At 55.8% G+C, this 14,708-nt stretch carries 13 protein-coding genes and 1 tRNA gene; 6 read left to right on the top strand and 8 right to left on the bottom strand.

The window, feature by feature from the left end:
- Positions 1-50: 50 nt before the first annotated feature.
- Positions 51-1,061 (top strand): biotin synthase BioB, encoded by a 1,011-nt coding sequence (bioB, locus tag ACE419_RS01400; RefSeq protein WP_432646062.1) that lies wholly within the window; start codon positions 51-53, stop codon positions 1,059-1,061.
- A 98-nt stretch (positions 1,062-1,159) separates the two neighbouring features.
- Here the strand turns inward: bioB and ACE419_RS01405 are convergent, their stop codons facing one another.
- The 5 genes from ACE419_RS01405 to ACE419_RS01425 form a co-directional block, all read right to left on the bottom strand.
- Positions 1,160-1,555, bottom strand: a complete 396-nt coding sequence (locus tag ACE419_RS01405) for a desulfoferrodoxin family protein (protein WP_432646063.1) — start codon at positions 1,553-1,555, stop codon at positions 1,160-1,162.
- Positions 1,556-1,662: 107 nt separating this feature from the next.
- A complete protein-coding gene (locus ACE419_RS01410) occupies positions 1,663-2,568 on the bottom strand; it encodes a DUF2156 domain-containing protein (protein WP_435720773.1) in 906 nt (301 codons plus the stop codon).
- A gap of 104 nt (positions 2,569-2,672) precedes the next feature.
- Entirely contained in the window at positions 2,673-3,068 is a 396-nt protein-coding gene (dhaM, locus tag ACE419_RS01415) for a dihydroxyacetone kinase phosphoryl donor subunit DhaM (RefSeq protein WP_432646065.1), read from the bottom strand.
- Between the two features lie 95 nt (positions 3,069-3,163).
- The gene (locus tag ACE419_RS01420) at positions 3,164-6,940 is read right to left on the bottom strand and encodes a phosphoribosylformylglycinamidine synthase (RefSeq protein WP_435720774.1); all 3,777 of its coding nucleotides are present in this window, start codon (positions 6,938-6,940) and stop codon (positions 3,164-3,166) included.
- Between the two features lie 52 nt (positions 6,941-6,992).
- A complete protein-coding gene (locus ACE419_RS01425; RefSeq protein WP_432646067.1) occupies positions 6,993-7,460 on the bottom strand; it encodes a NanQ anomerase/TabA/YiaL family protein in 468 nt (155 codons plus the stop codon).
- Positions 7,461-7,728: 268 nt separating this feature from the next.
- On the opposite strand from ACE419_RS01425, the gene ACE419_RS01430 reads away from it, so the two are divergent.
- The 5 genes from ACE419_RS01430 (at position 7,729) to ACE419_RS01450 (ending at position 12,230) form a co-directional block, all read left to right on the top strand.
- Positions 7,729-8,208 carry an Lrp/AsnC family transcriptional regulator gene (locus ACE419_RS01430; protein WP_295630449.1) on the top strand — a complete coding sequence of 160 codons (480 nt, stop codon included), beginning with the start codon at positions 7,729-7,731 and terminating at the stop codon, positions 8,206-8,208.
- Positions 8,205-9,392 carry a pyridoxal phosphate-dependent aminotransferase gene (locus ACE419_RS01435; protein WP_435720775.1) on the top strand — a complete coding sequence of 396 codons (1,188 nt, stop codon included), beginning with the start codon at positions 8,205-8,207 and terminating at the stop codon, positions 9,390-9,392. Before ACE419_RS01430 ends, ACE419_RS01435 begins: the two co-directional genes overlap by 4 nt.
- Positions 9,393-9,609: 217 nt before the next feature.
- Positions 9,610-9,843: a hypothetical protein gene (locus ACE419_RS01440; RefSeq protein WP_435720776.1), complete on the top strand. Its 234-nt coding sequence runs from the start codon at positions 9,610-9,612 to the stop codon at positions 9,841-9,843.
- Positions 9,844-9,914: 71 nt separating this feature from the next.
- Positions 9,915-9,989: transfer RNA gene (locus ACE419_RS01445), tRNA-Arg, on the top strand.
- 132 nt (positions 9,990-10,121) lie between these two features.
- The gene (locus tag ACE419_RS01450; protein ID WP_435720777.1) at positions 10,122-12,230 is read left to right on the top strand and encodes a transporter substrate-binding domain-containing diguanylate cyclase; all 2,109 of its coding nucleotides are present in this window, start codon (positions 10,122-10,124) and stop codon (positions 12,228-12,230) included.
- A gap of 45 nt (positions 12,231-12,275) precedes the next feature.
- Here ACE419_RS01450 and udk read toward each other — a convergent pair whose 3' ends face one another.
- From udk to ACE419_RS01465, 3 genes are all read right to left on the bottom strand, one after another.
- Positions 12,276-12,905, bottom strand: coding sequence for a uridine kinase (gene udk, locus ACE419_RS01455; protein WP_432646769.1), 630 nt, complete (start codon positions 12,903-12,905; stop codon positions 12,276-12,278).
- A 104-nt stretch (positions 12,906-13,009) separates the two neighbouring features.
- Complete coding sequence (locus ACE419_RS01460; RefSeq protein WP_432646775.1) at positions 13,010-13,852, bottom strand: metal ABC transporter permease; 843 nt, start codon at positions 13,850-13,852, stop codon at positions 13,010-13,012.
- Complete coding sequence (locus ACE419_RS01465; RefSeq protein ID WP_435720778.1) at positions 13,852-14,703, bottom strand: metal ABC transporter ATP-binding protein; 852 nt, start codon at positions 14,701-14,703, stop codon at positions 13,852-13,854. The genes ACE419_RS01460 and ACE419_RS01465 overlap by 1 nt, the downstream gene beginning before the upstream one ends.
- Positions 14,704-14,708 lie beyond the last annotated feature (5 nt).

Below are 14,708 nucleotides of genomic sequence, written 5' to 3' on the forward strand. Positions count from 1 at the left end.
ATTTTTACAGCATGCATGCGACCATATCATCAACGAATCGAGGGAATATTATGTCCGAATCAAAATGCCTTGCTCTGGCAAAAAAAATAATCGCCGGTTACCGTATTAAGCGCGGCGACGACCTCTCAATCTTTCTCTCCGCGCCGCTTGCGGAGCTGCAGGAAGGCGCGCGTTTGCTGCAGGACCATTTCTGCGGCAGGCACGTCGACTTCTGCACCATCATCAACGGGCGCAGCGGCCGCTGCGGCGAGAACTGCAAGTACTGCGCGCAGGCAGCCTGCCATAAGACGGGCATCGAAACATATTCCTTTCTTCCCAAAGAGACCATCCTCATGCATGCGCGCGCCAACGAAAAGGCCGGTGCCAACCGCTTTGCCATCGTGACCTCGGGGCGTGCCCTCACGGGCCGCGACTTTGACAAGGCCATCGAGACATATGAGGCCATGCGCGACACACTGCACATCGGCCTCTGCGCCTCACACGGCCTCTTGTCGCGCAGCCAGCTGCGCCGCCTGCACGAGGCCGGCGTCACGAGCTACCATCACAACATCGAGACGAGCCGCCGCTTCTTCCCGCAGATCTGCACGACACACACGTATGACGACCGCATCCGCACGATCAAAATGGCACAGGAAGAAGGCTTCTGCGTCTGCTCGGGCGGCATCATCGGCATGGGCGAAACGTGGGAGGACCGCCTCGATATGGCGATTTCCCTCGCCGAACTCGGCATCGAGTCCATCCCCATCAACGCCCTGATGCCCATCAAAGGCACGGGCATGGAAGGGCGCGCACAGCTGCCGGCCGAAGACATCCTGCGCACGATTGCCTTCTTCCGCTACATCAACCCGACCGCCAACATCCGCCTCGCCGCAGGGCGCAAGCTGCTGCCGGAAAACGGTGCCACGGCCCTGCGCGCCGGTGCTTCCGCCTCCATCACGGGCAATATGCTGACGACATCCGGCACGACCATCAAGGAAGACATGCAGATGCTCAAAGAACTCGGCCTTACAAACCGCGACGATGACTGCCAGTCGGTCACCGGCACCTGCGGTGCCCGCTGATAAAAACAGCTGCACAAAAGTACACAAAAAGGAAGGATTCCCAAAAGAGTCCTTCCTTTTTACTTTGCCATACTGTTTTATTTGTTTGGGCACCGAGCTCAGTCTTCGTGGAACTCTGCCTTCCAAAGGCCGTGCAGGTTGCAGTAGGCCAGCGCTGCCACCGGCTTGTCGCCGCCAGCGAGCATGAAAATGGCCTCCGGCGCATCCCCGGCCTTGAGGTGCTTAATCTGTGCGCCTTTTTCCGTCACAAGGTGAATCCATTCAATGAGATGCTCCGGCGTCATCGGATGCGCTGCCGTGCCGACCTGTACCGTGACTTCGCCGCCCTCGCGATCGAGCGTGATGACCGGGACGTGCTTTTCCGCCGCTGCATCCGTCGTATTCGGGATGAGCTCCTTCATTGGCTGACCGCAGCAGGAAAGCGTGCCGCCGCCATCATTGATCAGGCCCACGATGTTGCCGCATTTCTCACAAAGGAAAAAACGTTTTGCCATAAGAATACCTCCCCTATTGATTCACGCGATTCACATCCTGTGAATCTTACACATCTTCATCTTCATTGTAGCGAATCCAAACGCATGTTGCAAGAGGGATACAGGGCTTAGCGGCGGCGCGCGTTAAACTTCTCGATCATCTTGACCGGCTTGTACGACTCCTTGGCCTTGCGCAGGCCCTCATGGCCCATGTCCTCTTCGCGGTTGATGTACGTCATATCGCTCCAGGCGTGTTCGACAAAGCCCTGATTGATGGCCGGATAAGCCCCGCGGATATTCGGGTCGGCCTTCTCGACGTGGATGACGGCCGTATCGGCATTAAGGGGCTCACCGAACGTAAAGGCGATGATGCGGTTATCGAGACGGATGGCACCGCCCTTGAGCTTGAAGAAATCATAGTCGTCGAAGATCTCAAGGATGGCCTTGCGCTCCCAGCCGATGAACGGGTCATCCGGTTCATCCTGAATGCGCAGCTTGTACCAATTGTTGAGTTCGATCTTGCAGGCCGTGATGATATCCTCGGTAATCGGCAGATATTCCGCCTCGGGATGGAGCTTGCGGAAGGCGTTCAGGTGATTTTTCTTGGAATGCAGCTTACGGCCCGAAAGACTGATGAGTTTTTCGGCCTCATAGACATAGTCCCAATTGTCGCGGTCGTCTTCGACTTCAAAGTCAGCGTCTTCGTACTGCTGCAAAAACTCTGCATAGGCTTTCTCGATGCCCGTAAAGACCAGCGGGCGCTGCTGCTGCTCAAAATACGCGATGATGTTCGCAGTGGCTTCGGGCCATTTTTCTTCAGCGCAGAACGGCTGAATGGCCATGAGCTCGTTTTCCCATTCGCAGGTCATGTAGAGCACGCCGTCTTCTTCCGCCCATTTGACATGGTACGGCTCGCGCCACATGAAGAAGTTCGTGAAATTGAAATGTGAGTTCTCGTAATAGCCGCTGGCAAAATATCGGTCCAGCACCGGTTTATCCTCTTTGGTTAAATCCTGAAAATTGATGGTACTCATCCCCCTGACCATAAAAAAATCCGTCAGTCATAATCTTACACCTGTTCATTATATCAATTCTGTCAAATGCTGTTTGTGACCCGCTCACGCAGAACTCCGAAATATCATGCCGATGGATTTTCCATCTTGGCGAACTGGCGTGCCGATTCGGCCTGCCTGACGACCTCGCTGAGGTCCGCGCCGTTTGCCGCTGCTACAGCCGCGAGGACTGCCCCTTCGGCAATCGGGCAGTCGACGAGGCGCACGGCTTCGTCGCGGCATTCTTCGACGGCAAGCTCTGCCGTCATGACGGCAGAGCCCATATCCATGAGCACGACCGCACCGTCTGCACCGCAGACATCTTCAATCGCGACTTTGACGCGCTCAAAGCTCGTGCCGAGCAGCCCTTCCTCCAGGCCGCCAGCCGCTTCGATGTGCACGTCATGTGCCATCATCTCTGCAAGTTCCTTTACACCTTCAGCCAATTTCTGGCTGTGCGATACAATTACGATACCAACCAAGGCAATTCCCCCCAATATAAGAATGCGGCCAGTAGCAACTGACCGCATTCGTCAACATTTCTTTTATTTTAGCACGTCAGGCGCTGAGCGTCCACTTATTTATAGTAGCGGACACCGGCCTCAAAGAGCTGCTGGTCCTTGTTGCCCGGTACGTTCTTGGCTACACAGCAGCCAATGCGCTCCGAATGGCCCATCTTGCCGAGCACGCGGCCGTCCGGACTTGTGATGCCTTCGATGGCATCGACGGAGCCGTTCGGGTTGAACGGAATGTCAAGCGACGGATTGCCTTCAGCATCGACATACTGCGTCGCAATCTGGCCGTTTGCCTGCAGCTTTTTGACCGTCTCGGCATCGGCCACGAAGCGGCCTTCGCCATGGGAGATGGCAATCGTATGGACATCGCCGACCTTGACGTTGTTGAACCACGGTGAGAGGTTCGAAATGACGCGCGTGTCGACCATGCACGAAGCATGACGGCCGAGCGTGTTGTGCGTCAGCGTCGGGGAATTCTCCGCGAGGTCGCGGATTTCGCCGTACGGTACGAGGCCGAGCTTGATGAGAGCCTGGAAGCCGTTGCAGATGCCGAGCATGAGGCCGTCGCGCTTCTGCAGCAGGTTCATGACCTCTTCCTTGATGCGCGGATTGCGGAACATCGCCGCAATGAACTTACCCGAGCCGTCCGGCTCATCGCCGCCCGAGAAGCCGCCCGGCAGCATGATGATCTGCGAACGCTTGATGCCATCGACGAGGGCATCGACCGTCTCTTCGACAGCCGTCGGCGTCAGGTTGCGCAGGATGATGGTCTCCGCCGTCGCACCGGCGCGCTCCCATGCTCTTGCCGAATCGTACTCGCAGTTCGTGCCCGGGAATACCGGAATGATGACGTGCGGGCGCGCGATATGCGTCGAAGACGTGACGGCATTGCCCTTTTCGTACGGAACATACGTGGCCGTGCCGCTGACCTTCTTCGTCTGCGTCGGGAAGATTTTCTCAAGCGGCGTCGTGTAGGCCTTCAGGGCCTCGTCAAGGCTGACTTTCAGACTGCCCATCGTGATTTTTTCTTCTGCAGTCGTCCGGCCGAGTTCGTAAACGCCCGTATCGGCGAGAGCCGTCTTGACATCGACATCATCCTCAAGCTCGAGGATAATGGAGCCGTAGTCGGCGCAGAAGAGCTGCTCTTCCATGAGGTCTTTGGCAAATTTGAAGCCAATGCGGTTGCCGAGCGTCATCTTCGTGATGGCTGCGGCGATGCCGCCTACGCCGATGGTCTGTGCGGCGCGGACTTTTCCGGCAGCCGTGAGCTGGCGGATTTTCTCGAAGTTTGCACGCAGTTTCGGGAAGACCGGCAGGTCCTGTGCATCCTTCTCTGCCGGCACGACATAGACATGGCTTCCTGCCTGCTTGAATTCCGGCGAAACGGCATTGCCGGCCTTCATGACGTCGACGGCAAAGGCTGCAAGCGTCGGCGGGACGTGAATGTGCTCAAACGTACCGGACATCGAGTCCTTGCCGCCGATGGCCGGAATGCCGAGTTCATGCTGTGCCCAGAGAGCACCGATGAGGGCGGCAAACGGATTGCCCCATTTTGCCGGGTCTTTGCCGAGGCTCTCAAAGTATTCCTGGAACGTCAGGCGAATCTTCGCGGCGTTGCCGCCGAGGGCGACCATCTTAGCCGCTGCTTCGACTACGGAATACAGGGCACCGTGGAACGGGCTCCAAGTCGTGAACGCCGGATTGAGGCCAAATGTCATGGCCGTGGCCGTCGTCGTCTCCGCGCCGAGCACCGGCAGTTTGGCGACCATGCCTTCTGCCGGCGTCATCTGCGTCTTGCCGCCGAACGGCATGAGCACCGTGTTGCCGCCGATCGTCGAGTCAAAGCGCTCGGCAAGGCCTTTCTGGCTGCAGACGTTGAGGTCGGAAAGGTTCGTCAGCCATGCTTTGTGAAGGTCACTGCCGCAGGCCTTGACCGCTGCCGGCACCTCTGCGAGGTAGCGTTTTGCCGTATCCGGCTGTGCAATGACAGCCGTGACATGCTGGCGCACGCCGTTCGTATCGAGGAAGGCGCGGTTCATCTGAACGATGGCATTGCCGCGCCATTTCATGATGAGGCGCGGTTTTTCCGTGACGACGGCGACAGGCGTTGCCTCGAGGTTCTCTTCATCCGAGAATTTCTGGAAGGCTTCGACGTCCTTCGGGTCGAGCACGACAGCCATGCGCTCCTGCGATTCGGAGATGGCGAGTTCCGTGCCGTCGAGGCCTTTGTATTTTTTCTTGACGGCATCGAGGTCAATGACGAGGCCGTCGGCCAGCTCGCCGATGGCGACGGCGACACCGCCGGCACCAAAGTCATTGCAGCGCTTGATCATGCGTGAAACGCTCGGATTGCGGAACAGGCGCTGAATCTTGCGCTCCGTCGGCGGATTGCCCTTCTGGACCTCTGCACCGCAGGTCGTCAGCGATTCTTCCGTATGCTCTTTCGAGGAGCCCGTAGCACCGCCGCAGCCGTCACGGCCCGTGCGGCCGCCGACGAGCACGATGATATCGCCGGCGGCCGGACGCTTGCGCACGACATTTTCTTTCGGGGCAGCCGCGATGACGGCACCGATTTCCATGCGCTTGGCCATGTAGCCTTCATGGTAGACCTCGCGAACCTGACCCGTAGCAAGGCCGATCTGATTGCCGTAGGAGCTGTAGCCTGCGGCAGCGCCGAGCGTGATTTTCTTCTGCGGCAGCTTGCCCGGAAGCGTCTCACTGAACGGACGGCGCGGGTCAGCAGCACCCGTCACGCGCATGGCCTGATAAACATAGGAACGGCCCGACAGAGGATCGCGGATAGCACCGCCGAGACACGTTGCCGCGCCGCCGAACGGCTCGATTTCCGTCGGATGGTTGTGCGTCTCATTCTTGAACATGACGAGCCAGTCTTCCTGTTTGCCGCCGATATCGGCCTTGACGACAATGCTGCAGGCGTTGATTTCTTCCGACTTGTCGAGGTCATCGAGCAGGCCCTCTTTGCGCAGGGCCTTGGCGCCGATGACGGCGATGTCCATGAGCGTGACGGCGCGGTCCGTATCGGCACCGTACAGTTTATCGCGGTCTTCTTTATACTTGCGGTAAGCAGCCGTCAGGGCCGGCGAGAAGTAGCCATCCTCAATCTCGACATCGTCGATGGCCGTCGTGAACGTCGTATGGCGGCAGTGGTCGGACCAGTACGTATCGATGACGCGCAGTTCCGTAATCGTCGGGGCGCGGTGCTCCGTATCGCGGAAATATTCCTGACAGAACTTGAGGTCTTCAAAGCTCATGGCAAAACCGCGCGCATCCATAAAAGCGTGCAGCTCATCTTCGCTCATGTCATTAAAAGCCGTCAGTACTTCGACATCGGCCGGTTCTTCCGTGACCATGTCAAGGGACTCCGGCTTTGCAAGCGATGCTTCGCGGCTCTCAACGGCGTTGATGCAGTAGTCCTTGATTTTCTGCAGGGCTTCATCGTCAACATCGCCCGTCAGGACAATGACGCGTGCCGTGGCAATCTGCGGACGCTCTTTCTGCGTGACGAGCTGGACGCACTGTGCTGCCGAATCTGCCGTCTGGTCATACTGGCCCGGCAGGTACTCAACCGCGAATATGCGGGAGTCCGCAAATTCCGGCAGCGTCTCTTCATAGACTTTGTCAACAGGGGCTTCTGCAAAGACGACAAATTTGACCTTGTCATACTCTTCATCGCTGAGGCCTTCGATATCGTAGCGGTTGATGATGCGGACCGACTTGAGGCCATCGAGATGGAACGTCTCCTTGAGATCGTCGCAGAGCTGCTGAGCCGGGATGTCAAATCCCTGTCTTTTTTCTACGAAAATTCTTCTTACCGTCATGAGTGCTTTTTCCTCCAAATGCAATATAGATCTGAAACACAGCGTCACAGAATCACAAACAATCCATCGCGATCTTGACCACGACTTTGGTCACGGATGCAGGTGCCCCCACTGCCGCCTGCGGACGGTGCACGTCCGCAGGATAAAGCACGGCAAAGAAGCCCGGCCGCAGGGTGATATCACTTTCCGGCACGAGCTTTTCATAAAAGAGGATATCCTTCTCTTTATTGTAGGGAACGGCCACCTTTAGGTCCGGACTGACCGGGCACCAGCCCAGTCTTTCCTCCCCTTCGACAACGTACTGGATATCTGTAAAGCGCTCATGGCGTTCGGGCCTGCAGTCGGCTGCCGGACGCGTCGTATAGCGCTGCAGATTTGCCGTAATGCCCTTGGCAATCTGGTACGAACCATCTTCCATTTTCGTAAAATCATGCGCATGCAAATACGCAAGTGACTGTTTGATGGCCTCGGCGAGATTTTTGGCATCTTCGGCAAGGATATCCATATTTCCTACAAACATGCGAAAGCTTCCTCCTCATTCCTGCTGTCATGAATGTATTTGCTTCTATATTAGTATTGTACCCAAAACATATGTCAGATGCAAGAAGCCCTCACAATCTTTTCGCAAAGAGACGCCTGTCCTGCTCTTATTCTTCATTTGTCTTTATCATATGGACAAGCCCAGACATCATTTATTCTCGCTTCCCCTTAGGGGGCCGATATGATATAATTATCTTTAACTTCTGTGAATTATTTATGCATGATGACCATCAAGGGAGGATTTCCATATGAAAGAATTGCTGGAGCTGCTCGAGCACGATGCACGCCGTCCTGTCAGTGAACTCGCTTCCATGCTGCACCGCAGCGAATACGAAGTCGAGCAGGACATCAAGAAACTCGAGAAAGACAAGATCATCCTGTCGTACAATACCCTGATTAACTGGGAAAAATTCGGTACGGACACCGTCACGGCTGTCATCGAAATCAACCTGACGCCGCAGCGCGAAGTCGGCTTCGACGCCATTGCGGAGCGCATCTACCGCTTTGACGAGGTCCGCACGGTCTACCTCATGAGCGGCAGCTTCGACCTGCTCGTCATCATCGAAGGCAAGTCTCTGAAGGAAGTCGCCAATTTTGTCGCCACGCGCCTCGCGACGATTGAAGGCGTCACGCAGACGCGCAGCCACTTCATGCTGAAACCCTATAAAAAAGACGGCGTCATCATCAACGACGAAGAGCGTGACCGCAGACTGGTGGTGACGCCATGATTGAGAAGAGAACCGACTGGCAGCAGCGTCTCTCGCCGCGCGTCAATGCCATCGCACCTTCGGGCATCCGCAAATTCTTCGACATTGCTGCCAAAATGGAAGACGTCATTTCCCTTGGCGTCGGCGAGCCGGATTTTGTCACGCCGTGGTCCATCCGCGAGAGCTGCGTCTACGGCCTCGAACAGGGCTATACCTCTTATACGGCCAACCGCGGCCTGCCGGAACTGCGCGAAGAAATCGTCAAGCACTATCAGGAAGAATACAACTGCTCCTATGATGCCGAAACGGATGTCCTCGTGACCGTCGGCGTCAGCGAGGCCCTCGACCTCGTCATGCGCGCCATCCTCGCGCCCGGCGACGAAGTGCTGATTCCGGAGCCCTGCTACGTCTCGTATCAGGCCTGCACGACACTCGCGGGCGGCACGCCGGTATCCGTCCCCGCCAAAATCGAGAACGAATTCCGCATCACGCCGGAAGAACTGGAAGAACACGTCACGCCGAAGACCAAGGCCCTCCTGATAGGCTATCCGAACAACCCGACGGGTGCCATCATGACGCGCAAGGACCTCTTAGCCATTGCAGAATTCGCCGAGAAACACGACCTCATCGTCATTTCGGATGAAATCTACGGCGATTTAACGTACGGCGGTGAAAAGCACGTGGCCTTTTCCTCGCTGCCCGGCATGCAGGAACGCACGATTCTCTTAAATGGCTTTTCCAAGGCCTATGCCATGACGGGCTGGCGCATCGGCTACGCCCTCGGCAACAAGGCCTTCATCAGTGCCATGACGAAAATCCATCAGTACACGATGCTCTGTGCGCCAATCACGGCCCAGATTGCCGCCGTTGAGGCCCTGCGCCACGGCAAGAAATACATGCTCAAGATGGTCGCCGAGTACGACCGCCGCCGTCACCTCATCTACGACGGCTTCACGAAGATGGGCCTGCCGTGCTTCGAACCAAAAGGCGCGTTCTACATCTTCCCGGACATCACGAGCACGGGCTACACCTCCGACGAATTTGCCGAAGAGCTCCTGAAGACCGAACACGTCGCTCTGATTCCAGGCTCCGCTTTCGGCGCCTGCGGCGAAGGCCACGTGCGCTGTTCCTACGCTACGTCAATCGACAAAATTGCCGAAGCACTCGCACGCATCGAGAACTTCCTCAAGAATCACAAAAAATAAAGACAGTTCTTAAAAATAAGGCTTTGCACGCGCGTTTTTTCGCGCTTGCGGGGCCTTATTTTTCTTGCTTGTCATTTCTTCATCGCAGTGCTGGAAAAAGCGCCTTTGCCCCCTTGTCAGCCCTCCATACCATGTTATAATGTAATCGTTTTCAGAGTGATAAACCGCTTTTTATCATAGACTTTTAGAAAAGAATCGAAAGGAGCATATGACATCTATGGATTGGGCAAAAGGCTATCTGCTCATTACACTTACTGCATTTCTCTGTGAATATGTCCGCGTGCGCGTCGACTATCATATTCTCGAACTCGTCCTCATTGTCGCCGCTGTGCCGGTTGTTCTGTTTGGCATCTCGCTGGTTTTCTACCTCATCCTCGCTTCGCTTACCGACCATGTCTGCGACTTCATCGAAAACAGACATTCCGTCGGCCGCATGCGCACCGACCCCTGACAAGCCACGAGGGCTCAAATTGACAATATCATGGTTTCCATGGTATACTATTTTTTGTTCACGATGAACGCGCGCTCGTAGTCCAGTGGATAGGACGTTGGCCTCCGGAGCCGAAAGCGGCAGTTCGACTCTGCCCGAGCGCACCAATTGCACACTAGGCGTATCCGCATGGATGCGCTTTTTTTATAAGTTTTTTGCAATCGATATTTACCTCTCTTTCATATTTCGCTACAATAAAGTAAAATGAAACGTTTTGCTTTTCCGAAAAGAGGATTTTTATGAAACACCCCCTCCTCTCCCTCGTGCTCGTGCTCTGCCTGCTCGCCGGCTTTCCTGTTGCTCCGGCAGAAGCCGGCGCCGATACCTCCGTCCCAAAAATCGTGCGGACGGGCTATACGCTTCCTGACCCGAATGTCCCGGACCCTTCTGCGGTGCCGCGCACGGGCTATATCTACGAGTACCAGCAGATGATCGCCTCCTTCAATAATTGGCAGTATGAGTACGTCTATCACACCTGGAGCCAGATGCTCAAAGAACTCGAAAACGGAGACATCGACCTCATGGCCAACGTCTCCTATACGCCGGAACGCGCGAAAAAATACGACTTCTCCGCCTTTCCGCTGCGCATCGAGACGTATTACATCTTCGTACCGGTGGCCAAAGCCGACGAATACCCCAATGCCGAAGCGCTGCGCGGCAAAAAAGTCGGTGTTGCGAGGAGCACGACGACGGACGACCAGCTTCGGGAATGGAACGAAAAAAACCAGGCGGGCATAAAGATTGTCGAGTTCAAGGATTTCCAGTCGCGCCGCGATGCCCTCGACCGCGGCGATATCGATGCCATCGCCGAATTCACCTCGCGCGTGGAAATCGGCACTTATGTCGTCCCTGTCGTGCGCTACGGCTCGAGCAACTCCTACATCGCCGTTTCGAAAAAACGCCCCGACATCCTCAAAGAGGTCAACGAAGCGCTCGCGATGATCAACGTCTACAATCCTGCCTTTCAGGTCAATCTGAGCCAGAAGTATTTTCTGCATTCGGCCGATGCTGCCATCCTCACGGCAGAAGACAGACTCTGGTTCAAGAAGCACGGCACCATCCGCATCGGCTACCTCCGGCACATGGCTCCATTTATTGAGGAAGGCCCTGACGGCGAGGCGCGCGGCATGTTCCGCGACCTCATCAACCACGGGTTCAAGGCCTTTGAACTCGATAATACGGTCGAGTACGTCCCCTACGATGACCCCGATGAACTCAAGCAGGACCTTATCGCCCATAAAATCAATGCGGCCCTGCCGGTCTACGATACGCCGTGGGAAGATGAAAAGCTCCATCTGCTGCAGACGCCAAATGTCGTCTCCATGCAGATGTACTGCGTAAGCCGCACGGATGAACCGACGACCAAAGATACCATTATTGCCGTGGCGGATGACCTGCCGCCGCAGCTGAAATTCGTCAAAGAGTATTTCCCTGATAACGAAATCCGCCATTACAAAACAGAGGACGAAGTCATCGAAGCCCTGCACAAGGGAGAAGCCGACGCTGCCTTCATGAATCCCTACCTCATCTCCATTTATCTGCAGGGCGAAACGAAGCTCCATCAGACCCTGCTCGATAATACGGAAAATCTGACCATTGCGGTAAGCCCCGTAGACCACCCGCTCTTCATGGCCATAAGCCGCATGAACACACTCTGGGGCGAAAGCAGCATCCGCGAGTCCCTGCTGCGCCACACGGATGAGTCCTTTGTCCCCTCCTTCTGGTACTTCGTACAGAGGCATTACAAGGAAGTCCTGCTGCTCACGGCTTTTGGCGTCATGCTGCTGACTTTCATCATCGCCTTTGCCGTCTTCCGCACGCGCCAAAAAAGGCAGGCCGACCGCATTGCCCGCCACGACTTCCTGACAGGGCTCGAGAACCGCCGTGCCTACGACGAGCAGATTCTGGCCTTGGAAAAGAATCCGCCTCAGCACTGCGCCATCTCGATGATCGACATCAACGGCCTCAAGGCGGCCAACGATACCATCGGTCATAAGGCCGGCGACGAGCTCATCCGCGGCGTGGCCGCCTGCCTGAAAAAAACTTTTGCCGACCCGCGCTGCGCTGGAGCTCCTTATTTCGGCTACCGCATCGGCGGTGATGAGTTCACGGTCATCGGTCTCGTTGACGATGCACTGTTCTGCCAAATCGTAGAGACCTTCCGCGGGCATATCGCCGCCTGGAAGGGCGAATTCTGCGATGCGCTCTCGATTTCATTTGGCTGGGCCAGTCACGAAGAATTCCCAGAGGCCTCAATCGACGAACTCCTGCACAAGGCCGACAAGCGCATGTACGCGGACAAAGCCGCCTACTACCGCCAAGCTGGCATTGACCGGCGCAAACACTAAAAAAATCCCTGCCATGGCTGCAGTTCCATGGCAGGGATTTTTTTATTACGCTTCGCTGTGCTGAAGGATATCTTGAATTTTCGTCTTCATGATGTCAAAGGCCACATCGTTGAGACCGCTGTTGATGACGATGTCCGCAAGATTTTTTGTCGGTTCGACATAGAGATAATGCATGGGCTTGACCGTTGTCAGATACTGATTGATGATATTCTCGAGGTCGCGGCCGCGCTCGTTCATATCGCGCAGCACGCGGCGCAGAATGCGTTCATCGGCATCAGCCTCGACAAAAATCTTGATGTCAAATAGATTGCGCAGGCGCTCATCCTGAAAAATCAGGATGCCCTCGACGATGATGACGCGGCTCGGTTCGATGCGCTTTGTCTTCGCGGAACGCGTATGGCGCGTGAAATCATAGACCGGACAGTCGATGCTCTCGCCAGCACGCAGTTTTTCAAGATGCCCGACGAGAAGGTCTGTATCAAGAGAATCCGGATGGTCGTAATTGATGTACTGGCGCTGTTCAAAGGGAATATCGTCATGCGGCTTATAATAATCATCGTGGTAAATGACCGTGACTTCATCGCCAAAATACGCCTTGAGTCGGTTCGTGAAGGTCGATTTGCCCGAGCCGGTACCCCCAGCAATGCCGATAATGGTCGTCTTGTTCGTATCCAATGCTAAAGTCCTCCCCTGTGTCTGCCCGTTCTTCCTATTTTGTTAGGAAACATTTCTCACTATCTTATCACAGAATTGCCTTTCTGTCTGCCCTAATGCCAAAATCAGCGGCTGACATACGGCTTGATGAGCAGCGTGATAAAGAAAATCACCGACGAAATGACGACAATCGTCGCACCGGCCGCCATGTCAAAGTAATAGGCCAGCGCCAAGCCTAAAAGGCCTGAAAACAGGGCAATCAGCACGGAAAAGACGTGATACTGCTTGACATTGTTCGCGACATTGCGCGCGCCGGCTGCCGGCAGCACGAGCATGGCATTGATAATCAGGATGCCGACCCACTGGATGCTGATGGAGACGACGACGGCCAGCATCGCCGCAAAGGCACTTTCAACCCAGAACGTTTTGATGCCGCGGCTGCGCGCAAAAGACGAATTGATGGACAGCACAAGCAATTGGTTGAAAATCAGGGCCCACGCGATGATGCCGAGCACAAAGACAATAGCCAGTGCCGAGAGGTCCTCGGGCGTAATCGACAGAATATCGCCAATCAGGAACGAGGAAAATTTATTGAAGCTGCCGCCGTGGCTCATGAGCATGAGGCCGAGGGCGATGGCCGTGGCAGAGAAGACACCGATGATTGTATCCGTCGAAGCCGTGCTTTTATTCTTGATATAAGTGATGAAGAGCGCAAACGCCACGGAGAAAATGACGAGCGACAGGAGCGGCGAGACAGAGCCTAAAAGCACGCCAATCGCGATACCCGTGAAGGCTCCGTGGCCGAGCGAATCGGAAAAAAAGGCCATGCGGTTCGAGACGACCATCGTGCTCATGAGGCCGAAAAGCGGCGTGACGAGCAACACGGCCAAAAACGCATTCTTCATAAAGGCACTCGTCAGCCAGCCAAATGGCAGGATGACATCCATCACCTGATAAATCATATCCATCAGCATTTGCCCCCTTCCTCTGACGCCGCTTCTTCCGTTTCCTCATGACCGGCAGGGATATCCGCTGCGGCTTCAACTGCCGACTCCCCTGCGAGCATGCCAAAGATTTTCTTCGTGCGTTTATCGGCAAAGACTTCTTCGGGCGTACCGCTCATGACGACGCCCTTGTTCATCAGCACGACCTGGTCTGCGTGCTTTGCGACCATGTTGAGGTCATGCGAAATCAGGATAATCGCCATATCCTCCTTTTCGCGCAGATCCGCGACAATCTCATAGAAAAGCTCAAGCCCGTTCTGGTCGACACCGGACACAGGCTCATCGAGCAGCAGCAAATCCGGCATCGGGTCAAGAGCGAGCGCGAGAAGCACGCGCTGCAGCTCGCCGCCCGAAAGCGCGCCAAGTCTGCGGTCGATGAGGTGTGCCGCACGCACGCGCTCAAGGCTTTTGAGGACGCGCGGGCGCAGGGATTTTGCCGAGCACAGCCAGACAGGCCGGCGCGTCAGGCAGGCCATGAAGATATCCATGACGCTCGTCGGCGAGCTCACGTCAAAGCGCAGATACTGCGGCACGTAGCCGATGACGGGATGGCCCGTATGCTTGCCCTTGGCATCGACATAATGGAGCTTGCCCGCATGCGGCACCTCGCCGAGGATGGCCTTCAAGAGCGTGCTCTTGCCGGCGCCGTTCGGGCCAATGAGGGCCGTGAGCTGCCCGCAGTGGATGTGGATATTGACATGGTCAAAGATGGTCAGACGGCCGATCTTGACCGAAAAATCCTCGATTTTCGTGCAGCAGAGCTTTGTGCAGTCTGTGCACGACGAGGCATGATGATGCAGGATGGTCTTAAACAAAATAC

This window comes from Mitsuokella apri (assembly GCF_047974105.1).
GTDB lineage: Bacteria > Bacillota > Negativicutes > Selenomonadales > Selenomonadaceae > Mitsuokella.

Bases quoted from the DNA above. Each gene is read 5' to 3' on its own strand.
- bioB (WP_432646062.1), top strand. From the start codon at position 51: ATGTCCGAATCAAAATGCCTTGCTCTGGCAAAAAAAATAATCGCCGGT.
- ACE419_RS01405 (WP_432646063.1), bottom strand. From the start codon at position 1,555: ATGGCAAAACGTTTTTTCCTTTGTGAGAAATGCGGCAACATCGTGGGC.
- ACE419_RS01410 (WP_435720773.1), bottom strand. From the start codon at position 2,568: ATGAGTACCATCAATTTTCAGGATTTAACCAAAGAGGATAAACCGGTG.
- ACE419_RS01420 (WP_435720774.1), bottom strand. From the start codon at position 6,940: ATGACGGTAAGAAGAATTTTCGTAGAAAAAAGACAGGGATTTGACATC.
- ACE419_RS01425 (WP_432646067.1), bottom strand. From the start codon at position 7,460: ATGTTTGTAGGAAATATGGATATCCTTGCCGAAGATGCCAAAAATCTC.
- ACE419_RS01430 (WP_295630449.1), top strand. From the start codon at position 7,729: ATGAAAGAATTGCTGGAGCTGCTCGAGCACGATGCACGCCGTCCTGTC.
- ACE419_RS01435 (WP_435720775.1), top strand. From the start codon at position 8,205: ATGATTGAGAAGAGAACCGACTGGCAGCAGCGTCTCTCGCCGCGCGTC.
- ACE419_RS01440 (WP_435720776.1), top strand. From the start codon at position 9,610: ATGGATTGGGCAAAAGGCTATCTGCTCATTACACTTACTGCATTTCTC.
- ACE419_RS01450 (WP_435720777.1), top strand. From the start codon at position 10,122: ATGAAACACCCCCTCCTCTCCCTCGTGCTCGTGCTCTGCCTGCTCGCC.
- ACE419_RS01460 (WP_432646775.1), bottom strand. From the start codon at position 13,852: ATGGATATGATTTATCAGGTGATGGATGTCATCCTGCCATTTGGCTGG.